This window comes from Novosphingobium sp. 9U (assembly GCF_902506425.1).
Classification (GTDB): domain Bacteria; phylum Pseudomonadota; class Alphaproteobacteria; order Sphingomonadales; family Sphingomonadaceae; genus Novosphingobium.
In genome coordinates, this window is sequence record NZ_LR732469.1 from 1,636,368 (window position 1) to 1,659,384 (window position 23,017).

Annotated in this window: 23 protein-coding genes and 1 other RNA gene; 15 read left to right on the forward strand and 9 right to left on the reverse strand. The window is 65.5% G+C overall.

The window, feature by feature from the left end; translation table 11 throughout:
- Window positions 1-4 precede the first annotated feature (4 nt).
- The 5 genes from ilvN to leuA all read left to right on the forward strand — a co-directional run bounded on the left by ilvN (window position 5) and on the right by leuA (window position 4,696).
- Complete coding sequence (gene ilvN / locus GV044_RS07580) at window positions 5-520, forward strand: acetolactate synthase small subunit (RefSeq protein WP_159867637.1); 516 nt, start codon at window positions 5-7, stop codon at window positions 518-520.
- Between the two features lie 143 nt (window positions 521-663).
- Window positions 664-1,683, forward strand: a complete 1,020-nt coding sequence (gene ilvC, locus GV044_RS07585; RefSeq protein ID WP_159871054.1) for a ketol-acid reductoisomerase — start codon at window positions 664-666, stop codon at window positions 1,681-1,683.
- 99 nt (window positions 1,684-1,782) lie between these two features.
- Window positions 1,783-2,430: a YceI family protein gene (locus GV044_RS07590; protein ID WP_159867640.1), complete on the forward strand. Its 648-nt coding sequence runs from the start codon at window positions 1,783-1,785 to the stop codon at window positions 2,428-2,430.
- 23 nt (window positions 2,431-2,453) lie between these two features.
- On the forward strand, window positions 2,454-2,792 hold the full coding sequence (locus GV044_RS22515) for an I78 family peptidase inhibitor (RefSeq protein ID WP_256377250.1): 339 nt from the start codon (window positions 2,454-2,456) through the stop codon (window positions 2,790-2,792).
- A 236-nt stretch (window positions 2,793-3,028) separates the two neighbouring features.
- Window positions 3,029-4,696 carry a 2-isopropylmalate synthase gene (gene leuA / locus GV044_RS07600; protein ID WP_159867646.1) on the forward strand — a complete coding sequence of 556 codons (1,668 nt, stop codon included), beginning with the start codon at window positions 3,029-3,031 and terminating at the stop codon, window positions 4,694-4,696.
- A 40-nt stretch (window positions 4,697-4,736) separates the two neighbouring features.
- On the opposite strand, the gene GV044_RS07605 is transcribed toward leuA, so the two are convergent.
- Window positions 4,737-5,900 carry a MaoC family dehydratase N-terminal domain-containing protein gene (locus GV044_RS07605; protein WP_159867649.1) on the reverse strand — a complete coding sequence of 388 codons (1,164 nt, stop codon included), beginning with the start codon at window positions 5,898-5,900 and terminating at the stop codon, window positions 4,737-4,739.
- Window positions 5,901-6,077: 177 nt separating this feature from the next.
- Here GV044_RS07605 and GV044_RS07610 point away from each other — a divergent pair, with 177 nt between their 5' ends.
- Window positions 6,078-7,031: a nitronate monooxygenase family protein gene (locus GV044_RS07610; protein WP_159867652.1), complete on the forward strand. Its 954-nt coding sequence runs from the start codon at window positions 6,078-6,080 to the stop codon at window positions 7,029-7,031.
- A gap of 142 nt (window positions 7,032-7,173) precedes the next feature.
- On the opposite strand, the gene GV044_RS07615 is transcribed toward GV044_RS07610, so the two are convergent.
- From GV044_RS07615 to GV044_RS07630, 4 genes are all read right to left on the reverse strand, one after another.
- Window positions 7,174-7,419 carry a hypothetical protein gene (locus GV044_RS07615; RefSeq protein ID WP_159867655.1) on the reverse strand — a complete coding sequence of 82 codons (246 nt, stop codon included), beginning with the start codon at window positions 7,417-7,419 and terminating at the stop codon, window positions 7,174-7,176.
- 110 nt (window positions 7,420-7,529) lie between these two features.
- Window positions 7,530-7,952 (reverse strand): nucleoside-diphosphate kinase, encoded by a 423-nt coding sequence (gene ndk, locus GV044_RS07620; RefSeq protein WP_159867658.1) that lies wholly within the window; start codon window positions 7,950-7,952, stop codon window positions 7,530-7,532.
- 78 nt (window positions 7,953-8,030) lie between these two features.
- Window positions 8,031-8,465, reverse strand: a complete 435-nt coding sequence (locus GV044_RS07625) for a DNA polymerase III subunit chi (protein WP_159867661.1) — start codon at window positions 8,463-8,465, stop codon at window positions 8,031-8,033.
- Window positions 8,466-8,485: 20 nt separating this feature from the next.
- On the reverse strand, window positions 8,486-9,949 hold the full coding sequence (locus GV044_RS07630) for a leucyl aminopeptidase (RefSeq protein WP_159867664.1): 1,464 nt from the start codon (window positions 9,947-9,949) through the stop codon (window positions 8,486-8,488).
- Window positions 9,950-10,079: 130 nt separating this feature from the next.
- Here GV044_RS07630 and GV044_RS07635 point away from each other — a divergent pair, with 130 nt between their 5' ends.
- The 4 genes from GV044_RS07635 to rsmA all read left to right on the forward strand — a co-directional run bounded on the left by GV044_RS07635 (window position 10,080) and on the right by rsmA (window position 15,856).
- On the forward strand, window positions 10,080-12,389 hold the full coding sequence (locus GV044_RS07635) for an LPS-assembly protein LptD (protein ID WP_159867685.1): 2,310 nt from the start codon (window positions 10,080-10,082) through the stop codon (window positions 12,387-12,389).
- Window positions 12,390-12,625: 236 nt separating this feature from the next.
- Window positions 12,626-13,960, forward strand: a complete 1,335-nt coding sequence (locus GV044_RS07640) for a peptidylprolyl isomerase (protein ID WP_159867688.1) — start codon at window positions 12,626-12,628, stop codon at window positions 13,958-13,960.
- An 8-nt stretch (window positions 13,961-13,968) separates the two neighbouring features.
- A complete protein-coding gene (gene pdxA / locus GV044_RS07645; protein ID WP_159867691.1) occupies window positions 13,969-14,985 on the forward strand; it encodes a 4-hydroxythreonine-4-phosphate dehydrogenase PdxA in 1,017 nt (338 codons plus the stop codon).
- 49 nt (window positions 14,986-15,034) lie between these two features.
- Window positions 15,035-15,856: a 16S rRNA (adenine(1518)-N(6)/adenine(1519)-N(6))-dimethyltransferase RsmA gene (rsmA, locus tag GV044_RS07650; RefSeq protein WP_159867694.1), complete on the forward strand. Its 822-nt coding sequence runs from the start codon at window positions 15,035-15,037 to the stop codon at window positions 15,854-15,856.
- Between the two features lie 65 nt (window positions 15,857-15,921).
- Here rsmA and GV044_RS07655 read toward each other — a convergent pair whose 3' ends face one another.
- The gene (locus tag GV044_RS07655) at window positions 15,922-16,296 is read right to left on the reverse strand and encodes a PilZ domain-containing protein (protein WP_159867697.1); all 375 of its coding nucleotides are present in this window, start codon (window positions 16,294-16,296) and stop codon (window positions 15,922-15,924) included.
- A 68-nt stretch (window positions 16,297-16,364) separates the two neighbouring features.
- On the reverse strand, window positions 16,365-18,482 hold the full coding sequence (locus GV044_RS07660) for a malate synthase G (protein WP_159867700.1): 2,118 nt from the start codon (window positions 18,480-18,482) through the stop codon (window positions 16,365-16,367).
- A 266-nt stretch (window positions 18,483-18,748) separates the two neighbouring features.
- Between GV044_RS07660 and GV044_RS07665 the strand changes: the two genes are divergently transcribed.
- Window positions 18,749-19,042, forward strand: a complete 294-nt coding sequence (locus tag GV044_RS07665; protein ID WP_236554787.1) for a hypothetical protein — start codon at window positions 18,749-18,751, stop codon at window positions 19,040-19,042.
- 149 nt (window positions 19,043-19,191) lie between these two features.
- Here the strand turns inward: GV044_RS07665 and ssrA are convergent.
- Window positions 19,192-19,574: a transfer-messenger RNA gene (gene ssrA / locus GV044_RS07670) on the reverse strand.
- Window positions 19,575-19,606: 32 nt separating this feature from the next.
- Complete coding sequence (gene mscL, locus GV044_RS07675; RefSeq protein ID WP_201299030.1) at window positions 19,607-20,077, reverse strand: large conductance mechanosensitive channel protein MscL; 471 nt, start codon at window positions 20,075-20,077, stop codon at window positions 19,607-19,609.
- A 166-nt stretch (window positions 20,078-20,243) separates the two neighbouring features.
- Between mscL and GV044_RS07680 the strand changes: the two genes are divergently transcribed.
- From GV044_RS07680 to GV044_RS07695, 4 genes are read left to right on the forward strand one after another with little or no spacing between them, the layout of a single operon-like run.
- The gene (locus tag GV044_RS07680; protein WP_159867703.1) at window positions 20,244-20,861 is read left to right on the forward strand and encodes a LemA family protein; all 618 of its coding nucleotides are present in this window, start codon (window positions 20,244-20,246) and stop codon (window positions 20,859-20,861) included.
- 24 nt (window positions 20,862-20,885) lie between these two features.
- The gene (locus GV044_RS07685; RefSeq protein WP_201299031.1) at window positions 20,886-21,668 is read left to right on the forward strand and encodes a YgcG family protein; all 783 of its coding nucleotides are present in this window, start codon (window positions 20,886-20,888) and stop codon (window positions 21,666-21,668) included.
- Between the two features lies 1 nt (window position 21,669).
- Complete coding sequence (locus GV044_RS07690) at window positions 21,670-22,353, forward strand: TPM domain-containing protein (RefSeq protein ID WP_159867706.1); 684 nt, start codon at window positions 21,670-21,672, stop codon at window positions 22,351-22,353.
- Window positions 22,350-22,883, forward strand: coding sequence for an NUDIX hydrolase (locus GV044_RS07695; RefSeq protein ID WP_159867709.1), 534 nt, complete (start codon window positions 22,350-22,352; stop codon window positions 22,881-22,883). The genes GV044_RS07690 and GV044_RS07695 overlap by 4 nt, the downstream gene beginning before the upstream one ends.
- Window positions 22,884-23,017: the final 134 nt, after the last annotated feature.

The following is a 23,017-nucleotide window of genomic DNA, read 5'->3' on the forward strand; positions in this document are numbered from 1 at the left end:
TACCATGAAGATCCACAAGGCCGCGGAGGAGCGGCACGTCCTCACTGTGACCGTCGACAACGAGGCGGGCATCCTGGCCCGCATCGCCGGCATGTTCACCGCGCGCGGTTATAACATCGACAGCCTGACCGTGGCCGACATCACGGACAACCACTCGGTCAGCCGGATCACCATCGTCACGCACGGGCCGCAGAACGTGGTCGACCAGATTCGCCACCAGCTCGAGCGCCTGGTGCCGGTGCACAAGGTGGTCGATCTCACCGAGAACGGCCCTTACGTCGAGCGCGAGCTGGCGCTGATCAAGGTCGCCGGCACCGGCGAGAAGCGGGTGGAGGCGCTGCGCGTGGCGGAGATCTTCCGCGCCCGGCCAGTCGACACCACCACCGAGAGCTTCGTGTTCGAACTGACCGGCGCGCCCGACAAGATCGACAGCTTCGTGGCACTCATGCGCGATCTCGGCCTGGTCGAAGTCGGCCGGACCGGCATCGTCGGCATGATCCGCGGCGCCACCGAAGCCTGAACCCGTAACTCGAACCTAGTCCCAATCCCCTCGTCACCCTGAACTTGTTTCAGGGTCCATCTCTCCGGATAGCCCTGGGCCAGAAGGCGGGATGGATGCTGAAACAAGTTCAGCATGACGAATTCACGCAAGGAACCACCGAGATGAAAGTCTACTACGACGCCGACGCCGACCTGAATCTGATCACCGACAAGAAGATCGCGGTGCTCGGCTACGGCAGCCAGGGCCACGCCCACGCGCAGAACCTGCGTGACAGCGGCGTCAAGGAAGTCGCCATTGCCCTGCGTGCCGGATCGGCGACCGCCAAGAAGGCTGAGGACGCCGGCTTTAAGGTGCTGTCCAACGCCGAAGCCGCCAAGTGGGCCGACATCCTCATGATCCTGGCGCCCGACGAGCACCAGGCGGCGATCTACGCCGATGACCTGCACGCCAACATGAAGCCGGGCGCTGCGCTCGCCTTCGCGCATGGCCTCAACATCCACTTCGGCCTGATCGAGCCGCGCGCCGACATCGACGTGATCATGATCGCGCCCAAGGGCCCGGGCCACACCGTGCGCTCCGAGTTCCAGCGCGGCGGTGGCGTGCCCTGCCTGATCGCCATTGCCCAGGATGCGACCGGCAACGCGCATGACGTTGCCCTCGCCTATGCGTCGGGCGTGGGCGGCGGCCGCTCGGGCATCATCGAGACCAACTTCCGTGAAGAGTGCGAGACCGACCTGTTCGGCGAGCAGGCCGTGCTCTGCGGCGGCGCCACGGCGCTAGTTCAGGCCGGCTTCGAGACGCTTGTCGAGGCGGGCTACGCCCCTGAGATGGCCTACTTCGAATGCCTCCACGAGCTGAAGCTGATCGTCGACCTGATGTACGAAGGCGGCATCGCCAACATGCGCTACTCGATCTCGAACACCGCCGAGTACGGTGACATCACCATCGGCCCGCGCATCATCACCGAAGAGACCAAGAAGGAAATGAAGCGCGTGCTGGAGGACATCCAGTCCGGCCGTTTCGTGAAGGCTTTCGTGTCTGACAACCGCGCCGGTCAGCCTGAGCTCAAGGCCGCCCGCAAGGCTGCCCAGCGCCACCCGATCGAGGAAACCGGCTCGAAGCTGCGCGCGATGATGCCCTGGATCAAGGCCAACGCGCTGGTCGACAAGGCCAAGAACTGATCGCCAAGCCACGGGTGACACCACCCGAAACGCTTTGACATGGAACCTCCTCCGGGGCAGCAGGTTGCGCGAGCAACTTTGCTTCCCCGGAGGAACTCCATGCGCCGCATTCTCGCTTCCGTTGCCGCTCTCGCCATCATCGGCACCGCGCCATTGTGGGCTCAGGGTGCGCCATCCGCTCCGGGCCAGAAGAACGCCGCGCTGATCACCGGCGGCACCTATCAGGCCGATCCGGCCCACACCCTGGTCGAGTGGGAGCTGAGCCACCTCGGATTCTCGCCATACTTCGGCATCTTCGGAGATGTCACCGGCACACTGACGATCGATCCCAAGGATCCGCAGAACGCCAAGGTTTCGGTGACGATCCCGATCAGCAAGGTGACCACCGCCAACTCGGCACTCACCGCGCACTTGCTGCGCGCGCCCAAGGACGCAGCCGGCAAGCCCGACTTCTTCGGCCCCTCGCCCGCCGACGCGACCTTCGTCTCGACGTCGGTTAAGCCCACCGGCACGGGCAAGGCCAATGTGACCGGTAACCTGACGTTCAACGGCGTGACCAAGCCGGTGACCCTGGCGACCACCTTCTACGGGGCCGGCAAGATGCCTGCGCAGATGGGCGGCTCGGAGAACGTCGGCTTCGAGGCGACCAGCACCATCAAGCGTAGCGACTTCGGCTTCAGCAACATGGTGCCGATGCTGTCGGACGAAGTGAAGCTGAAGATCGCTGCGGCGTTCACCAAGAAGTGAGCCGGCTTGGCCTCGCTGCGAGCATGGCGGCATTAGCCACGCTCGCAGGCTGCGCGGCGCAAGGTGAGGCTCGCCCCGAGCCCGCCTCCACTTCGCCACGGCCGCCCCTGCCCGGCGCTCCTCCACCGCCGCCCCCTCCTCCTGCGCCGGTCGGAAGCGATGCGTGCGGCGCGTCCAAGGTGGCAAGTTACATCGGTGTGCAGCGAACCGATGAAGTGATCGCCAAGATCAAATCCGCGTCGGGCGCGCAGGCGCTCCGGGTGGTCGGTCCGCACGATGCCATGACGATGGACTTCCGCGAGGATCGTCTGACGGTGACTACCGACGAGGCCGGCCGCATCAAGACACTGCGCTGCGTCTGAATGTCCGTCGAACCGGGTCAAGCCCGGTTCGGCGCTGGCCAACTCCACCCTTTACTTTCGCGGCTCCGCTCGCCATAGGCAGCACCATGTCTCTCCAGCTCGGCCTCCTTCTGCGACTTACCCGCCCTTGGGCGTGAGACCGCGCGTCGGCTGATCGGCGCGCTCGGCGCCCAGGGGATCGAAGCCACACGCACCCGCCAGACCAAGGCCGCAGAATACCCGAGCGAGACACTCCCATGACCATGCTGAAAAACCCCTCGGTCAAGTACCGACCGTTCCCGCAAGTCGATCTGCCCGATCGCCAATGGCCCACCCGCACGATCACGCACGCCCCGCGCTGGCTCTCCACCGACTTGCGCGACGGCAACCAGGCGCTGATCGACCCGATGGGCGCGGAGAAGAAGACGCGCTTCTTCGACCTGCTGGTAAAAGTCGGCCTGAAGGAGATCGAAGTCGGCTTCCCCGCCGCCGGCTCCACCGAGTTCGACTTCATCCGCGGGCTGGTCGACACCGGCCGCATCCCTGAGGACGTGCTGGTCCAGGTGCTCACCCAGAGCCGCCAGGACCTGATCGAGACCTCGTTCGCGAGCCTGGCAGGCGTGCACGCGGCCATCGTCCACCTCTACAACGCGGTCTCGCCGCTGTGGCGCCAGGTGGTGTTCGGCATGGAGCGGCACGAGATCCGCGCCATTGCCGAGAACGGCGCCAAGGTCCTGCGCGACCAGGCGGCCAAGTATCCGCAGACCAAGTGGCACTTCGAGTACAGCCCGGAGACGTTCTCCACCGCCGAACTCGACTTCTCGCTGGAGTGCTGCGAGGCGGTGATGGACATCCTCCAGCCCAGCCCCGAGCACCCGATCATCCTGAACCTGCCGGCGACGGTCGAGGCGGCGACGCCCAATATCTACGCCGACCAGATCGAATACTTCTGCCGCAACCTGCCCAACCGCGAGAGCGCGGTGATCAGCTTGCACACCCACAACGACCGCGGCACCGGCGTGGCGGCGGCCGAATTGGGCCTGATGGCGGGCGCTGATCGCGTCGAGGGTTGCCTGTTCGGCAACGGTGAGCGCACCGGTAACTGCTGCCTCGTGACGGTTGGCCTCAACCTCTACACGCAGGGCGTCGACCCCGGCCTCGACTTCTCGGACATCGACGAGGTGATCCAGACGGTCGAGTACTGCAACCAGCTCAAGGTAGCGGAGCGTCATCCCTACGGCGGCGAACTGGTGTTCACTGCATTCTCCGGCAGCCATCAGGACGCGATCAAGAAGGGCTTTGCGGCGCAGGAAACGCGCAATGACCAGCTCTGGGCGGTACCCTATCTGCCGATCGACCCGGCGGACCTTGGCCGCAGCTACGAGGCGGTGATCCGCGTCAATTCGCAGAGCGGCAAGGGCGGCTTCGCCTGGGTGATCGAGCAGGATCAGGGCCTGAAGCTGCCCAAACGCATGCAGGCGCACTTCTCGCGCCATGTGCAGGAACTGGCCGACGAGCTCGGCCGTGAACTGCAGGCGAGCGACATCTGGGACGTGTTCCGGCGCGCCTACCGGCTGGATGGGGAACAGCGCTACCAGCTGATTGACTGGGATGAGGGTCGCACGTCCGATGGCACGCGCCTGTTCTCGGGCAAGATCGGCGTCGAGGGGCGCGAGCAGTCGGTATCGGGCCGCGGCAATGGGTTGATCTCGTCGGTCACCGCGACGCTGAAGGACAGCTTCGGCGTCGAGCTCGAGGTCAAGGATTACGCCGAGCACTCAATGGGCCAGAGCTCGGACGCACGCGCGGCGGCTTACGTCGAGTGCGTGCTGCCCGATGGGCGGACAGTATGGGGTGTGGGCATCGACGAGGATGTCGCCACAGCCAGCGTGCGCGCTGTGCTGAGCGCGGCCAACGCAGCTTGAACCGATCTCCTCTCCCCGCCGGGGAGAGGATACGGGTGGCTCAGCCCTTCTTCGGCAGCTTGATCTCGGCCGTTCCGGTGCACATCGTGACGCCGCGCTGGTTGACCATCTTGTGCTTGACGTGGATCAGGTTGCGACCTTCCTCATCCACCGTCTTGTCGATCACTTCGGCGGTCTGGATGGTCACATCGCCCGTCAGTGCCGGCCCGCGATAGTTGGCGGTCGAGTGCACCACGCCGCCGTGCTCGCCGGCCCATCCCGACAGGTAATCCGTCACCCAGCTGCCCATCGAGGCGCCGTAGCCATAGCCGCGCGGCATGCCGATCTTGCGGGCGAACTTGGGGAACAGGTGCCCGCGCGAGGGGCCGAAGTAGGCGCCATCGGTAAGCCACGGGTTGACCAGCATCATGTCCGGATCGTTCTCGTGACCCGCCATTTCGGGCGTGAAGCCCATCGCGAGGAGGTCCTGCTTGCGCAGGTTCATCGAACCCCAGGTGTTGACGATGAAGGCGCGCCACTCGGTGGTGAAGCTGGCGATCGAGTGCGGGCCGAACACGCGCTCGGGCAAGTCGTCGCCGACCTGGACGTCGTCCCACCAGCGCTCCTTGTGGCCGAGGTCGTGCAGCATCTGCACCCAAGCGAACTTACGGTCCATCAGCGCGTCGAGCTCCTCGTCGCCCCACTCCGGCTCGTCGAAATCGTCCTGGTTGACCTTGTCGCCGCCGGCCGCCGCCGAGTAGCGGATCGAGGTGGAGCGCTGCTTGGCGATGGGGTCGCCGTGCTGGTTGGCATAGTTGTTGTCGCCGCGCTGGAACACGGTCGGACCAAAGCCCGTGTCCTTCACGGTGTAGTCGAACGGAATGCGCGTATTGGTGATCGTGTCGCCGGCAGACACCTTCGCGTCGTAGAACCACCACTCGTCGCCGCCGAACAGCAGGTGCGAGTTGGGCAGGCAGCCGACGCAGGCCGGGGCGGCGCCGTGGCCATCGTCGGTCGCGATAGCGAAGCTTTGCGGCGCCACGATCTTGCCGTAGCGGCTCTCGGCGGCGAACTTCGGATCGTAGTGCAGCAGGTTGGGATAGTGCATGGCGTGCACCCAGCGGCGAATGTCGTTGTTGCCGATCGGCTCGCGCAAGGTCGAGGTGTCCATAACCTTGCCCAGGTAGTTGTCGATATCCGAGGTATCGAGCGTCTGCGTCGCCATGGTGTTCTCCCTCTCTTCCGGCCGCCTGTGTAATCGACAGTGCTGCCTATTACATGGTGCGTAGGCGAGGTCACGTGCTAACCGTCACGTCTGCCCGGCATCGCGCGTGCGTCTCTCGACAGGGCTGCGCGCGCGCACTATGCGACGATTTAACCGCACGATTAAACGGAGCCGTCGATGCCTCTGCCCGCGCCCTTCTCGCAGCTGCGCCTGCCGGTGATTGCCGCGCCGATGTTCATCGTGTCGAACCCTGCACTGGTCATCGCGCAAGTACGCGCCGGCATCGTCGGCAGCTTCCCCGCCCTGAATGCCCGGCCAGCAAGCCAGCTCGACGAATGGCTGCACGAGATCACCGAGGCGACTGTGGGATGCGCCGCACCCTTTGCGGTCAACCTGATCGTGCACAAGACCAACAACCGCCTGGAGGAAGACTTGGCGATCTGCGCCAAGTGGCGGGTGCCGCTGGTGATCACCTCGCTCGGCGCGCGCGAAGATGTGAACGCGGCGGTGCATGACTGGGGCGGCATGGTGCTGCACGATGTCATCGACGACGCTTTCGCACGCAAGGCGATCGCCAAGGGTGCGGACGGACTGATCGCCGTGGCGGCCGGCGCCGGTGGGCATGCCGGATCACAGTCACCCTTCGCGCTGATGCAGGAGATCCGCAGCTGGTTCGAGGGACCGGTCGCGCTGTCCGGTGCGATCGCCAACGGTCGCTCGATCCTGGCGGCGCAGGCGCTGGGCGCGGACTTCGCCTATATCGGCACGCCGTGGATCGCGACGCCCGAGGCGAATGCGGTAGAGGGATACAAGCAGGCCATCGTCGATGGGCATGCCGCCGACATCGTCAACTCGAACCTGTTCACCGGCGTGCACGGCAACTATCTGCGCACATCGATCACGGCCGCCGGCATGGACCCCGACAACCTGCCCGAGGGCGATGTCAGCACCATGAACTTCGGATCGGGCGGGACTTCGGCAGCCAAGGCCTGGCGTGACATCTGGGGCTCTGGCCAGGGTATCGGCGCTATCGAGGCGGTGGAGCCGGTGGCAGCGCGGGTCGAGCGAATGGCAGCGCAGTACGATGCTGCAGTCGCGGAACTGGCGGCGAAGACGCAGCGGGGCGATTAAGATCCTTCGCTGCAAGGGGAGGCGGCAGACGCGTAGCCGCTGACAAAGGGGGAGTCACCGCTGGCGGAGTGCTCGACGGAGAAGGTTGCACCCCTCTACCACCAGCTGCGCTGGCGGTCCCCCTCCCCTTGCAGAGGAGGATCTAGACTTCGGAGAACTCCACCACCGGCCGGCTCTCACGCGTGCCCTTGTAGCGCGCGTCCGGATCGTTGGCGTCACCGGCGATCACGACGTGGTCGTCATGGACTTCCAGCAGCGTGCCGACGAACGGGAACCCATCGAGGCTCCCGGTGACACGATAGCTGACGGTGTCGCCGGCCTTGAACGTCGCCGGATCGAAGTTGAACTCGAAGGGGCAGGCCTCGCCCGTCTCACCCATGCCTTGCATCGCAACTCTCCTTTGCCCGCCAGACTACCGCACCGAGCCGCACTGGATCAAACGCAAAAGGCCGCCCCGATCGGAGCGGCCTTCGGCATGTCGGCACTGAGGCGTTGCGCTTAGCCGACGATCTCTTCGGGCTTGAAGAAGTAGTCGATCTCGATCTTGGCGTTCTCTTCGGAGTCCGAACCGTGGACCGAGTTGGCTTCGATGCTCTCGGCCAGTTCCTTGCGGATGGTGCCCGCGTCCGCGTTCTCGGGGTTGGTGGCGCCCATGATGTCGCGGTTGCGCTTCACGGCGTCCTCGCCCTCGAGCACCTGCACGACGACCGGGCCCGAGATCATGAAGCTGACCAGGTCGCTGAAGAACGGACGCTCTTTGTGAACCGCGTAGAAGCCCTCAGCCTGCTCCTGGCTCATCTGGATGCGCTTGGACGCGACCACGCGCAGGCCGGCTTCCTCCAGCATCTTGGTGACGGCGCCGGTCAGGTTGCGGCGCGTGGCGTCGGGCTTGATGATCGAGAAGGTGCGGGTCACGGCCATGGGAGTTCCTTGCAGAGAGGCTTTTGTCAGGTTGCGCGCGCCCCTAGCCGGGTCGGCGCAGCGAAGCAAGGCGCAGGCTTACGCCGCCTCGATCCAGCGGCCGCCGTCCTGCTTCCAGAAGTGGCGCTCGGTTCCTTCACGCCCGCGCAGCTGGCGCCAGACGCCGCGGGCGCCTTCCACCGTGCGGTCGTCGAACAGCAGGAAGGTGCGCGCGAAGTTCGTCGCCTCCTCGCGCCAGGTGCCATCGGCTAGAGCGAGAAAACGCGCGCCGTTCGCCGGCTCGAGCCGGTCGGAGAGGAGCACGGGCTGGCGCTCATCGTGCGCCCCGCCGGCGCGACCGTTAGCGAGGAAGCTGTCCGACACGGCCCAGAGCCCCACACCGATCCGTCCGAGTTGCGCATCGTCGCTTGAGACCACCAGCATCCGCTCGCCCGCTTTTAACGTCGCGCGGGCGAGCAGCGGCAGGGCGACCTCCACCGGATCGCGCGAGAGCTGGTAGAAGTCGACGCGCATCGGGACGGCCGCCCTGACGATCAACCCTCGATCGTGTTGCGCACTAAGCGATCGAGCAGGCGCACGCCAAAGCCGGTCGCGCCTTTGTCCCAAGTGGCGCCGGGCTTGTCGGCCCAGACGGTGCCGGCAATGTCGAGGTGCGCCCAAGGCGTGTCGTTCTCGATGAAGCGCTTCAGGAACTGCGCGGCGGTTATCGAGCCACCGAAGCGGCTACCGACGTTCTTCATGTCGGCGATCGGGCTGTCGATCATCTTGTCGTAGGCGGGGCCCATCGGGAAGCGCCACAGCGGCTCGCCCGTCGCAGCGCCTGCTGCGGTCAGGTCCGCTGCCAGTGCATCGTTGTTCGAGAACAGGCCGGCGTACTCATGCGCCAACGAGGCGATGATGGCGCCGGTCAGCGTCGCCAGATCGACGATGCGCGTGGGCGCGAATTCGCGCTGAACCCAGGTCAGCGCGTCGCAGAGAACCAGGCGGCCTTCCGCGTCGGTGTTGATTACCTCGATCGTCTGGCCGGACATCGAGGTCACGACGTCACCGGGACGCTGTGCCTTGCCGTCGGGCATGTTCTCGACCAGGCCGCACACACCGACGACGTTCGCCTTGGCCTTGCGCAGCGCCAGGGCCAGCATGGTCCCGGCGACTGCACCGGCGCCGCCCATGTCCCACTTCATGTCTTCCATGCCCGCGGCCGGCTTGATGCTGATGCCGCCGGTGTCGAAAGTCACACCCTTGCCGACAAACGCGATCGGCTTCTCGCCGGCCACGCCGCCCTTCCACTCGATCACGAGCAGACGCGCCGGCCGGGCAGAGCCTTGCGCCACGCCGAGCAGCGAGCCCATGCCGAGGTGCGCCATCTCGTCCTCGTCGAGGACGCGCACGTCCAGGCCCGTGCCTTCGTACCGCGCACGCGCGCGCTCGACGAAGCTCTCGGGATAGATCACGTTCGCAGGCTCGGTCACCAGTTCGCGGGTGAACTCCACGCCCTTCGCCAGCGCTTCTTCATCAGCCCAGCGCGCATCGATCCCAGCAGGCGCGCCGATCACGTCGATCTGCTGCAGGCTCGGCTTGCTGTCGTCGCTCTGCTTGGTGCGGTACGCATCGAAGCGCCAGGCCCGCAGGCGCGCACCCAGCAGCAGCGCGACGGTTTCATCCTGCGACAGGCCTGCACCATCCAGGTCGATCGCCAGCGAGCTTTCGCCCGAGGTCAGGTACTTGCCGACCAGCGCGACACCGGCCTTCTCGGCGGCAGTGACGCGGTCCTCGGCACCAGCTTCGCCCAGGCCGGCCAGCACGACCCGGCGCACACGGCCATCCCGCTCGGCGAAGCCCTCGAAGACTTGCCCGGCCTTGCCGGCGAAGCGCGACTGGCGTGCCGCCTCGACCAGCACCGCTTCGAATTGCGCAGGCACGGCATCCTGGTTGACGAGATGCACGAGGATGCCTGCGCTCGACTTCGCACCGGCATCAAGGAATTGAATCTGCATGCATTCTCCTCACGGACTTCATCTTGTCTGGCGAGCGGGATCGTACCCGCGGCGGCGGGCTGTCGCAAAGGACGTACCTGCGCCTCACCGGCGGATTGCAGTTAAGCGCGGGCGATGCGATAGGCAAGCCATGCCCCCCGCCCAGCCGCACTCGCTGCAAGCCCATAACTGTCTCTTGCGGCCCCGCTGCTTGCGCTCGCTTTCGCTGAGTGCCTTGGCTGCGAGCCTGGTCGCGCTGGCGATCCCCGGATCGGCCTGGGCTCAGGATCTTACCCGGCCGCTGCCCGATCAGCCGATGTCAGTGCCGCCTGCCCCGCCACCGGCGACCAACGCCAACGAAGTTCCGGTCGCCTTCGCCGCCGACAAGGTCGAGTACGCGCAGAACTCGCAAGACGTCACCGCCACCGGCAACGTCGTCCTGCGGCGCGACGACCAGTCGGTGCGTGCGGATACGGTGACCTGGAACCAGCAGAGCGGCCAGATCGTGGCGACCGGCAATGTCCGCCTGGTCGACGAGAACGGCAACCAGCTCTTCACCGACCGGGTGGAGCTCACCGACGAACTCAAGACGGGCGCCATGGAAAACCTGCTGATCGCCTTGCGCCAGGGCGGCCGCCTCGCCGCCGTGCAGGGCCGCAGGATCGAGAACGGCAAGGTCATCCTCAACAAGGCCGCCTACACCGGCTGCGCGGTCGAGGATAACGACGGCTGTCCCAAGACGCCAAGCTGGCGCGTCACCGCGAACCAAGTCGTCTACGATGAGGCGGCGGAGCGGATCACATTCAAGAACGCCCGGCTCGAACTGTTCGACCTCGTCAAGCTACCCCTGCCCGGCCTTCGGATCTCCACAAGCGGCGGCTCCGTCGGCGGATTTCTCGTCCCCGATTTCCGCGTGTCGCCGTCGAACGGCATCGAGGTGAGCGACTCCTACTACTGGCAGATCGCGAAGAACCGCGATCTTACCGGCACGCTCTATGCCTATTCCAAGGTCGCGCCGATGGTCAGCGGGCAGTATCGCGCGCTAACGTCGAAGGGTGCGTACCAGATCACCGGCTATGCGACTTCCAGCAGCCGCATCCCGATCAGTGGCGGGACCGGCGCATCGGATCGCAGCTTTCGCGGCTACGTCTTTGCCAACGGGCGCTTCCAGCTCGACCCGAACTGGAGCGTGACGACTTCGATCCGCCGCGCCAGCGACCGCACCTTCCTGCGGCGCTACGACATCAGCCGCGACGACCGGCTCCGCTCGATGGTGGATGTCGAGCGGATTGACCCGAACAGCTATCTCTCGATCTCCGGCTGGGCGACCCAGACGCTGCGGCGCGGGGTGGATCAGGGCCAGGTGCCTCTCGCCCTGCCCTTGCTCGACTACCGCCGCCGCTTCGACGATCCCGTGCTCGGCGGCAAGTTCGAGACGCAGGTCAACACGCTCGCGATCAGCCGCAGCGACGGTCAGGACACGCAGCGCGCCTTTGCCAAGGCGCAGTGGTCGCTGCGCAAGCTGACGGGCATGGGCCAGGAGGTAACCCTCACCGGCCTGGCGCGCGGGGATGTCTACCACTCGAGCGATAACGACCTTACCCTGACCGACCTGTACCGTGGCCAAGCCGGCTGGAAGACCCGCGGCATCGCGACGGCGGCCGTCGACGTCCGCTGGCCGCTGGTCGGATCGGTGTTCGGGGGAACGCAAGTGCTGACACCGCGGGTGCAGCTGGTGGCGACGCCCAAGACCGCCAACCTCTCGATCCCCAACGAAGACGCACGCGCGATCGACCTGGAGGACAGCAACCTCTTCGCGCTGAACCGCTTCCCCGGCTACGACCGGATCGAAGACGGAGTGCGCTTCACCTATGGCGTCGACTGGCAGTTCGAGCGGCCCCGCTGGCGCGTGAAGGCGAACGTTGGGCAGTCGGTGCGGCTTAGCAACCGCGAGTCCATCCTGCCGGATGGCACCGGGCTCTCCAACAAGACATCGGACATCGTCGGTCGGACGGAAGTTCGCTATCGCGACTGGATCACGGTCACGCACCGCTACCGCGTCGACAAGGACAGCTTTGCCGTCCGCCGCAACGAGATCGACGCGACCGTAGGCAACAGCCGCACGTATGCCGAGATCGGCTATACCAAGCTGAACCGCGACATCGACGAGGTGGAGGACCTGCGCGACCGTGAGGAACTGCGCTTTGCCGGGCGTGCGGCTTTCCTGAATTACTGGTCGCTGTTCGGCTCGGCCGTGGTCAACCTGACAGACCGTAGCGAGGACCCGACCTATGGCTCGGACGGTTTCCAGCCGCTGCGCACCCGCATCGGCGCCGCGTATGAGGACGACTGCCTCCAGGTCTCGCTGACCTGGCGCCGCGACTACCAGGCGACCGGCGACGCTCGGAAGGGCAACTCGTTCCAGCTTGGCTTCGCGCTCAAGAACATCGGCTTCAAGTAAGCCGGCGCCGGCGCTGGGCTGCCCTTGCCTCACCGTTGTGAGCCTTGTGCAATCGCGCTATCGGTGGTGCTCATTTTCAGTTAAGCCGCGCCCCTGCAAGGCACGAGACAAGCGTGCAGGGGCCGTTTCGGCATGAGCGAAGCACGCGGATCAGGCCGAACCATCCGGCCCAGGACGGGATAGAAGACACGGTGAAAACCAGCATTCGTAATGGCTTGAGGACCGGTTCGCTTGCGATGGCCGGGCTCGCGAGCGCGCTCGTGACCCCGCTGGCGTCTGCCCAGCAGGAGCCGGCCCAACAGGAGGCCGGCCAGCCGGCCGATGCCCAGGGCAACATCACGATCCCTGATAACGTAAAGATCTTCGCCCAGAACAATCCCAACCTGCGCCGCGCCACCGCTGTGGTGAACGGCGATGTCGTCACCGGCACCGATGTGGACCAGCGCCTGGCGCTGATCCTCGCGGCGAACGAGAACAAGCCGAGCGACGACGAAAAGAGCCGCCTGCGCTTGCAGGTGCTGCGCAACCTGATCGACGAGACGCTGCAGATCCAGGCGGCCAAGGCGGCCGACATCACGATCAAGGACGAGGAGGTCAACCAGACCTACGCACGGGTTGCGGGCCAGAACTTCGGTCAGAACCCCGGCGCGATGGACGCGTACCTTGCGCGCGTGGGCTCCTCGCCGGCATCGCTCAAGCGCCAGATCCGTGGCGAGCTGTCATGGCAGCGGCTGCTGAGCCGCAACGTGGCCCCCTTCGTCAACGTGTCGGACGATGAGGTGAAGGAGGTCATGAACCGCCTGCAGGCCGCAAAGGGCACCGACGAGTACCGCATCGGCGAGATCTATCTGGCTTCCACCGACGAGGACGACGCGCAAGTCGGTGAGAACGCACGCAAGATCGTCGAGCAGCTGAAGCAAGGCGGCAGCTTCGTCGCCTATGCACGCCAGTACTCGCAAGCCTCGACGGCGGCGGTCGGTGGCGATCTGGGCTGGATCAAGCTCGCGCAGCTGCCTACCGAACTCGCCACCGCTGCGAGCGAAGTGCAGCCCGGCCAGCTGGTCGGTCCGATCAAGGTGCCGGGCGGTTATTCGATCATATACCTGATCGACAAGCGGCAGGTCCTCACCGCCGATCCGCGTGACGCGGTGCTGGCGCTCAAGCAGGTCTCGATCAACTTCCCGGCCGGCACCACCGAGGCGCAGGCGACCGCGCGCGCAAAGACGTTCGCCAGCGCCATGCAGAGCGCCAAGGGTTGCGGCGCTGTGGATGAGGTGGCGTCCAAGCTCGGCGCGCAAGTGGTCGCCAACGACCAGGTCCGCGCGCGCGACTTGCCCGGGCCGCTGCAGAACGCCGTGCTGTCGCTCAACGTCGGTGAGACCTCGCCGCCGTTCGGCTCGATCCGCGAAGGCGTCCGCGTGCTCATGCTTTGCGGTCGCGACGATGCACCTAACGCTGCCGGCCCTGATTTCGATCAGCTGATGAACCAGATGGAAGACGACCGCATCAACAAACGCGCGCAGATGTACTTGCGCGATCTCCGCCGCGATGCGGTGATCGAGTACAACTGACGCGTGGGATGACCGGGCCCGCGCCGCTTGCGATCTCGCTGGGCGATCCCGCGGGCGTCGGCCCGGAATTGATCGCGGAAGCATGGGTGCGTCGCGATGCCGAGCAATTGAGCCCGTTCTTCGTCTCCGGGGGCGCCGCGGTGCTCCAGGCTGCCGCGCAGCAACGCGGTCTTGCCGTGCCGCTCGTCCGCATTACGGATAGCGTTGAGGCTCCGGCGGCGTTCGGGCATGGCGTGCCCGTCCTTGGCGAGCATGAAGCTGAATACCGGCCCGGCCTGCCCGACGAGCAAGGCGCCCTCCTCGCGATCGCTTCGCTGGCGCAGGCCACGGCGTTCGCCGTGAGCGGCAAGGCCGGCGCGATCGTCACTGGTCCCATCGCCAAGTCGCACCTCGCGCGCCACGGTTTCACACAACCGGGCCAGACCGAGTTCGTCGCCGACGCCAGCGGTACTGCGCGCGAGGTCGCCGTGATGATGCTCGCTGGCCCGTCGCTACGCACGGTCCCGCTGACAGTCCACACCGCGCTCGCCCAAGTTCCCTCCTTGTTGAGCGTCGACCTGATCGTTCGCCGCGTGCAGGTGGTCGCCGCTTCGCTTGCGCGCGACTTCGGCCTCGCGAAGCCGCGCATCGCCGTGACGGGCCTCAACCCGCATGCCGGCGAAGACGGGCGCATGGGCACCGAGGAGCGCGACGTCATCGCCCCTGCGCTCGAACTCCTGCGCGCAGCCGGGCTTGCCGTGACCGGCCCGCACCCCGCCGACGCCTTGTTCGCCGCACACGAGCGGGGGCGCTACGACGTCGCGGTGTGCATGTACCACGACCAAGCATTGATCCCGATCAAAACGCTCGACTTCGACCAAGGCGTGAACGTGACGCTCGGCTTGCCTATCGTGCGCACTTCGCCCGATCATGGCACGGCCTTCGCGATCGCCGGCACTGGAGTTGCGAGCGCCGGCGCAACGATCGCGGCGATCCGGATGGCGGGCGAATGTGCTGCTCGGCGCTCGCAACGCATCGCCGGCTGATCCAGCGATCCCCTCGACTCTGCAAGGCACTGCGGCTTAGGGGGGACGGGTGAACCCCGACCTCCCACCCTTGCGTGACGTGATCGCGCGCCATGGCCTGTCGGCCAGCAAGGCGCTCGGCCAGAACTTCCTCTTTGACGAGCAGTTGTTGGACCGCATTGCCGCCGTGCCCGGAACGCTCGATGGGCACCAGGTGTTGGAGGTCGGTCCCGGGCCGGGCGGCCTCACCCGCGCACTCCTGCGTGCCGGCGCGCAAGTTACCGCGATCGAGATGGACCGGCGCTGCCTTCCTGCCCTGGCCGAAGTGGAAGCGGCGTTCCCGGGCAAGCTCAAGGTCATCCAGGGCGACGCGCTCAAGATCGATCCCGCCACCTTGTTCGACGGCCCTTATGCGATCGTCGCGAACCTGCCGTACAACGTGGGCACGGCGCTGTTCACCGGCTGGCTCACCGGCGAGAGCTGGCCTCCGCAATGGTCGTCACTGACGCTGATGTTCCAGGAGGAAGTCGCCCGCCGCATCGTTGCCGAGCCGGACACCAGTGCATATGGACGGCTGGCTGTGCTGGCGCAGTGGCGCTCGCAGGCGAAGCTGGCGATGAAGGTGCACCGCAGCGCCTTTACGCCGCCACCCAAGGTGATGTCCGCCATCGTCCATGTAGAACCCGCAGGCGCGCCCGAGGGTGTGTCGATGCGCGTGCTCGAACGCGTGACGGAAGCTGCCTTCGGCCAACGGCGCAAGATGCTGCGGCAGAGCCTCAAGGGCGTGAGTGGAGCCATTGCGGCGCTGGAAACACTCGGCATAGACCCGCAACGCCGCGCGGAAACTCTCACCGTTGCCGAGTTCGTAGCCATCGCACGGCTGCTGAGCTGAGCATCATTTCTTCTGATTTCTCCTCAGCAAGGAGAGGATCAGAGAAGGTGTAGCCTATCCTGAGTTTACTGGAACCGCAGCGCGCTACGCTCGCCGACCAGCGCCCGCAGCATGCCTCCGATCCCGCGCAGAGCGCGCGGCTCGGGGATGAACGCGACAGGCACGGCATGGCCCTCCAGCAGATCCGCCACGCTGATGGGATCGCGCAAAGCGATGCCGCAGCAATCGGTACCGCGCCAGCGAACCTGGCCGACGAGTTCCATTTCGCCCACGATCAGTGTCACCCGCGTGCCCCGGACCGGCGGCTGGGCAAGAGCAGCCAGCACGCCGCGTGACGAGGCGTTCAGCAACATCGCCTCGCCTTCGAACTCACCGATGCGCATCCGCGCCTCGACGGCGATGCGTGTGCGTTCCTCGCCCCTTTGCCTATGGAAGATCACGGCAGCTCACCCCATGCTACAACCCGTCTGCAGCATGGGGCGAAGGAGGTTAGTGTCCGGTTAACGCCTCACGCGTCGACCAGCGCCGATTTCTTCTTTAGGCGCCACGCATGGAGCAGCGGCTCGGTGTAGCCGTTGGGCTGCTCGACGCCCTTGAACACCAGGTCGCACGCGGCCTGAAATGCCAGCGAGCGCTCCCAGTTGCCAGCCATCGGTTCGTAGAGCGTATCGCTCGCGTTCTGCGCATCGACCTTGGCAGCCATGCGCTTGAGCGAATCCAGGACCTGCTCCTCGCTGCACACCCCGTGGAGCAGCCAATTCGCCATGTGCTGGCTCGAGATGCGCAGCGTGGCGCGATCTTCCATCAGGCCGATGTCGTTGATGTCGGGCACCTTGGAGCAGCCGACGCCCTGGTCGATCCAGCGCACCACGTAGCCGAGCAACCCTTGCGCGTTGTTGTCGAGCTCCTCGCGCACTTCGTCTTCCGACCAGTTGGTGCCGTCCGCGAGCGGGATCGCCAGCAGCTCGTCGAGGCCAGGAATGGCCTCGGCCGCCTTCTCCTCCTGCACGCCGAAAACATCGACCTCATGGTAGTGCATCGCGTGCAGGGTCGCGGCCGTTGGCGACGGTACCCAGGCGGTGTTCGCGCCAGTCTTGGGGTGACCAATCTTCTCGACCATCATCGCTGCCATGCGATCGGGCGCGGCCCACATGCCCTTGCCGATCTGCGCCCTGCCCGACAGACCATGCTTGAGGCCAATCGCAACGTTGCGCTTCTCGTAAGCCTGGATCCAGCCGCTCGCCTTGATGGCGCCCTTGCGGATCATCGGTCCGGCACGCATCGAGGTGTGGATCTCGTCGCCGGTGCGGTCGAGGAAGCCGGTGTTGATGAAGACGATGCGGTCCTTCACTGCGTGGATGCAGGCGGCGAGGTTGGCCGATGTCCGGCGCTCCTCGTCCATCACGCCGACCTTGACGGTGTGACGCTGCAGTTCGAGCAAGTCCTCGACTGCATCGAACAAGTCATTGGTGAAAGCGCACTCTTCCGGACCGTGCATCTTCGGCTTGACGATGTAGATGCTACCCTGCCGGCTGTTGGCGAAGCGGCTGAGCTTCTTCACGTCCTGTGCCGAGATGGCGCTGGTGATCACCGCATCCATGACGCCCTCGGGGATCTCCGAGCCGTCCGGCAGCAGGATTGCCGGATTGGTCATCAAGTGACCAACGTTGCGCACGAACAGCAAGCTGCGCCCGGGCAGCGATACCGTCTCGCCCTCACTCGTCGTCAAGGCCTTGTCTTCGGCCAGCGCTCGGGTGAGCGTCTGGCCGCCCTTTTCGAACGTGTCGGTCAGATCGCCACGGATCACGCCGAGCCAGTTCGCATAGGCAAGCAGCTTGTCCTCCGCGTCGACCGCGGCAATCGAATCCTCGAGGTCTACGATTGTCGTCAGCGCGGCTTCAAGGACGATATCGGCGATGCCGGCCTTGTCGGTGCTGCCGACCGGGTGCGAGGGATCGATCACGACCTCGATCGCCAGGCCATTGCTGCGATACAGGCGGCCCTTCTGCGTGGTGCCGCGGTACTGCGCCGGCGTGGCGAGTTCGACGACGGCCACGTCATCGATATCGGCCCACGATCCACTCGCAAGCGGGACCGCCTTGTCCAGGAAGGCGCGTCCGGCGGCGATCACTGCAGCCCCGCGCACCGGGTCGTAGCCCTTGCCCTGCGCGGGCTCGGCGTCGAGCGCGTCGGTGCCGTAGTAGGCGTCATAGAGGCTGCCCCAGCGCGCGTTCGCGGCGTTGAGGAGGAAGCGTGCATTGAGCACGGGAACCACCAGCTGCGGTCCGGCCATCTCGGCGATCTCAGGATCGACCTTTTCGGTCGTGACAATGAAGCTTTCCGGCTCAGGAACGAGATAACCAATCTGCTTGAGGAACGCCTGGTACTCACCCTGGTCCAGCGGCTTGCCGGCACGCTCGCCATGCCAGGCATCGATCTGCGCCTGCAGCTCGTCACGCTTGGCGAGGAGCGCGCGGTTACGCGGCGCGAACTCGGACACGAGCGCTGTAAAGCCAGACCAGAATGACTGCGGATCCTTGCCGATCGGCGCCAGCACTTCGGTGTCGATGAACTGCGCCAGCTTGGCATCGACCTGCAGTCCGCTACGCTCAATCCTGTCCGTCATTCGTCCTCGCAACCATTCTCGCCGCGCGCCGATGGGCGCCAGCCTTGTGGAACACCAATGCTATCCTGGGGAAGGAACGAGAGGGCTATGACGCATGCCCCCTTGCTTGGCAACTGCCACAGCGCCGAGAGCGCGGAGACCGGGACGACAAGCTTTCGTAACTTGTCGGAAACCGTTACATGTAAGCTGGCCTTAACCGACGTAAGTCGCGGGAACGGCCGCCTGGCACGCTCGTTGCTATGTTGAGGCCGAACATGAGGACCGCAATGCTCAACAAGATCGGACGCCTTTTCGTCATCAAGACCCGGTGGGAGGCGTTCCTGATCATCTATGCGCTCGCGCTCGGCGCGGTGGAGCGCGGCAGCGTCTATCTCACGCGTTTTCCGGGATTTGGAGGCCAGTTGCTGTTCCTGGCTTGCACCGGCGCGGTGTTCATGGCCGGGGGCAAGATCCTCGACTGCCTGCGTCATGAGCAGACGCTGGCGGCGGCCATCGGTCCGGCGGTGAACGACAACGGCGCCGTGGTTGCAGCGCCTGTGGACGAGCGCAAGCAGGCGTAAGGCAAAGGCGCTGCTCACTCTCGACCGCCTGGACTGAGGTTATCGAAGCCAGCCGACGGCGATGTGGTTCTTCGGTGAGAGGGCAGAGGGCGAGCATCGACTAGCTCAGCCCGAGCAGTACTATCCAAGAGACATTTCTTCTCTTGGCAAGTGGAGCGCTTCTGTTGCCCGGTGCGCTCCGAACCGCTGGAATCCCTTCTGTTACCCGGTGGGTCCGACCGTGTTCTAACTTTGTAACTTCAGGGCGTTAGCCCCTAGAATTACGCCGCGAGAGCAAGTGCTTCGTTGTCGTTGGCACTTATTGGGTTTTGAGCCTTGAACGGGTTACTCAGCCCGGGCAAAAACAGCGCTTTTGAACACACGTCGATCCTAGTTCGGCCCCGTCATTTCTCCCGTCGAAACGAGAGGAGTGGTGGAGCCGCCGGGTACCGCCCCCGGGTCCGCTGTGCCTATTGCACGCCGCAATTTATCACCATAGCCGGTCGAAACCGGCAAGAGCTGATATAAGCGGTCGGTCGGGAATGTGAAGAGGCTGCGGATGGCCGTCGTGCCGAACGTTGATCTTCAGGCCTCGCGCCGCTTCAGCTCGGCCAGGATTTCCTTCAGAGTGTCGAGCTGCGGATCGGTCGCCACCTCTTCCGTCACCGAAGTGGCTGCTGCCACCTTCTTCTCGCGCTCCATCGTATCGACGACGCGGTTCACCGATCGCAGCAGCATGAACAGCACCGCGGCGATGATCAGGAAGTTGATGATCTGGGTGACAAAAGCACCGTAGCCGATCATCGCCACGCCCGCCGTCTTCAGCGCGGCGTAGTCGGTGAGGCTGCCCTTGTACGTGTCAGGTATCGCGCCCAAGCGGATGAAGTAGTTCGAAAAATCAATATCGCCGAATGCCCAGCCGATCACCGGCATGATGATGTTCTCGGTTAACGCGGTGACGATCTTCCCGAACGCGGCACCGATGATCACGCCGACCGCAAGATCAAGCACGTTGCCACGCGCGATGAACTTCTTGAACTCGTCCAGCAATGTCATTGCACGTCCACCATGTCGCTGTGCAGCCAAGCTGCCGCACGATCGTTCATGTGGCAAGCCGGGTTCGGGTTCGGCGTGCCGCTTGCACGAAGGGCCATGCTCGCTATCTAGTCGCACCAGGAGGGGCACGCATCACGCGAGCCTTTAGCCAAGGGATGCTTGCCCGATGTCGCAGTTCGTTTCCCGTGCTTCCACGATCCGTTCGCTTCGCACTCTCTTCGTCGCCGCTGCGGCTCTGAGCCTGGCCGCTTGCGGCTTCAACTCGGTACCGACCAAGCAGGAAGCCGCGAAGGCCAAGTGGGCCGATGTGCAGGCCGCTTTTCAGGAACGCGCGAACCTCGTCCCGAACCTTGCGGCGGTGGCCAAGGGCGCGGCCGAGCAGGAGAAGGCGATCCTCACCGGCGTTGTCGAGGCGCGCGCCAAGGCGACCAGCGTACAGGTGAATGCAAACGATCTCACCGACCCCGCCAAGATGCAGCAGTATCAGCAGGCGCAGGAGCAGTTCGGCCAGAGCCTCGGGCGCCTGCTCGTCAGCGTCGAGAAGTATCCGGACCTGAAGTCGATCACCAACTACCAGATGCTGCAGACGCAGATCGAAGGCCAGGAGAACCGCATCCGCGTCGCCGTGCGCGACTACAATGGCGCGGTCCAGGACTACAACACGGAGGTGCGCACCTTCCCGTCAATGATCGGCGCGAAGCTGCGCGGCGCCTCGCCGCTGGTGCCTTACCAAGCGGTTACGCCTGGCGCTGAAGTGGCGCCGAGCCTTGAAGGCAAGCTGTAAGGCGGCTCGGCAGGGTCTGCGGTCGTGAAAGCTTTCTTTGGCGCACTGCTGCTGTGCATCGGCGCGCTGCTGTCTCCTTCAGCTTGGGCGGAGCCGCAGTTCCCCAAATTGACCGGCCGGGTGGTCGATGATGCCAACATCCTCCCGCCCGATGTGGAGCAACGGCTGACGCAGAAGCTGGAAGGCTTGGAGCAGCAGTCGCGCCGGCAGTTCGTGATCGCCACCCTGCCAAGCCTCCAAGGCTATGAGATCTCCGACTACGGGTACCAGCTTGGCCGTGCCTGGGGGATTGGCAGCAAGGCCAACAACGACGGCGTGCTGCTCATCGTCGCGCCGAACGAGCGCAAGCTGCGCATCGAAGTCGGCTATGGTCTCGAGGGAGTGCTGCCCGATGGCATGGGTTTCCTGATCATCAACAACGACATCGTCCCGCGGTTCAAGGCAGGTGACATGCCTGGCGGTGTCGAGGCCGGTGCAGACGCCATCATCAAGCAGCTCTCCCTGCCGCCCGAGCAGGCGCAGCAGATCGCGGCGCAGTCCGTGCAGCAGAGCCGGCAGCGCAACCAGGGCGTGCCCCTGGGCACGATCATCTTCGGCCTCTTTATCCTGTTCTTCTTCATCCTGCCGATCCTGCGTGCCATGTTCGGCCATGGCGGGCGACGTCGCGGCGGGTTCGGTGCACCGATCATCTGGATGCCCGGCGGCTTCGGAGGCGGCGGTGGCGGCTGGGGCGGCGGCGGCGGTGGAGGCGGCTTCTCGGGCGGCGGCGGCAGCTTCGGCGGTGGCGGCGCGAGCGGGGGCTGGTGACATGAAGCAGGCGTCTTACCTCTCGGAGGCCGATCACCAGCGCATCAGCCAAGCGGTCGCGCGCGCAGAAGGCGGCACCGCGGGCGAGGTCGTGACCGTGCTGGCCGATCGCTCCGACGGCTATTCCGATGTCGCGCTTGCGTGGGCGGCGCTGATCGCCTTGATCTCGCTCGTTGCCCTCGCCATCGCACCCGGGTTCTACATGGGCGTGGCCGAGTGGTTCCTGGGTGGCTGGGTGCACGAGTGGACGCCGCGCGAGCTGTTCACGCTGGCCGCCATCGTGGCGACACTCAAGTTCGCCGGCATGGTGCTGCTCCTAATGATTCCCGCCTTGCGCTTCTTCCTCATCCCCGGACCAATCAAGGCAAAGCGCGTGCACGAGCGTGCCCTGCGCGCCTTCCGCGTCGGCGCAGAGCAGCGCACGTCCGGACGCACGGGCATCCTGATCTACCTCTCGATGCGCGAACATCGCGCCGAAGTGCTCGCCGACGCCGCGATCGCCTCCAAAGTCGATGCGGAGGTCTGGGCTGACGCGTTGGAGGCCCTGCTTGCGCAAGTGCGGCGAGGCGAGATCGCGGGCGGGCTGTGCGCCGCGGTCGAGAAGGTCGGCGCAGTGCTGGCCGTACACCTGCCGCGGCTCCCCGACGACGTCAACGAACTCCCGGACAGGCTGATCGAAGTATGAGCATCGACGACGCCGACGCCGCTGAAGAGGTTGTCTGGCAGGGCAAGTTCATCACCACCCGGCGCCGTGGACGCTGGGAATACGTCGGTCGCGCGCGCGGCATCCGCGCTGCGGTGATCCTAGCGGTCGACGACGAGGACCACGTGATCCTCGTCGACCAGTACCGTGTTCCGCTGGGCCGTCGCTGCGTCGAACTGCCGGCCGGCCTCGTCGGCGATCACGATGAAGGCGAGGAAACCACCGTCGCCGCCGCGCGCGAGTTGGAAGAGGAAACCGGGTATCGGCCGGGTCGCATGGAAGTGATCGGCGAGTTCTTCTCCTCGCCCGGCATGGTCAGCGAAAGCTTCACCTTGCTGCGCGCGCACGACTTGGTGAAAGTCGGCGATGGCGGAGGGGTCGAGAGCGAGGACATCACCGTACACCGCGTACCTTTGACCGAGATCGGCAAGGCTGTCGCGCATTGGCGCGCCGAGGGGTTCGCCATCGACGTGAAGATGCTGACGCTGCTCGGCCCGGGTATCCTCGGCTGAGGACCTCGCCTAGCATCTGCGCGCGTAAGCGGCGTTATGCCACCGAAGCAGAAGCGCTTAACGTTGCGGCGAAGGCAGCGGTCAGCTTGCGGCCGTACTGCTGCGAGCTGTGCCGCCAGTATCACCTGACCAGC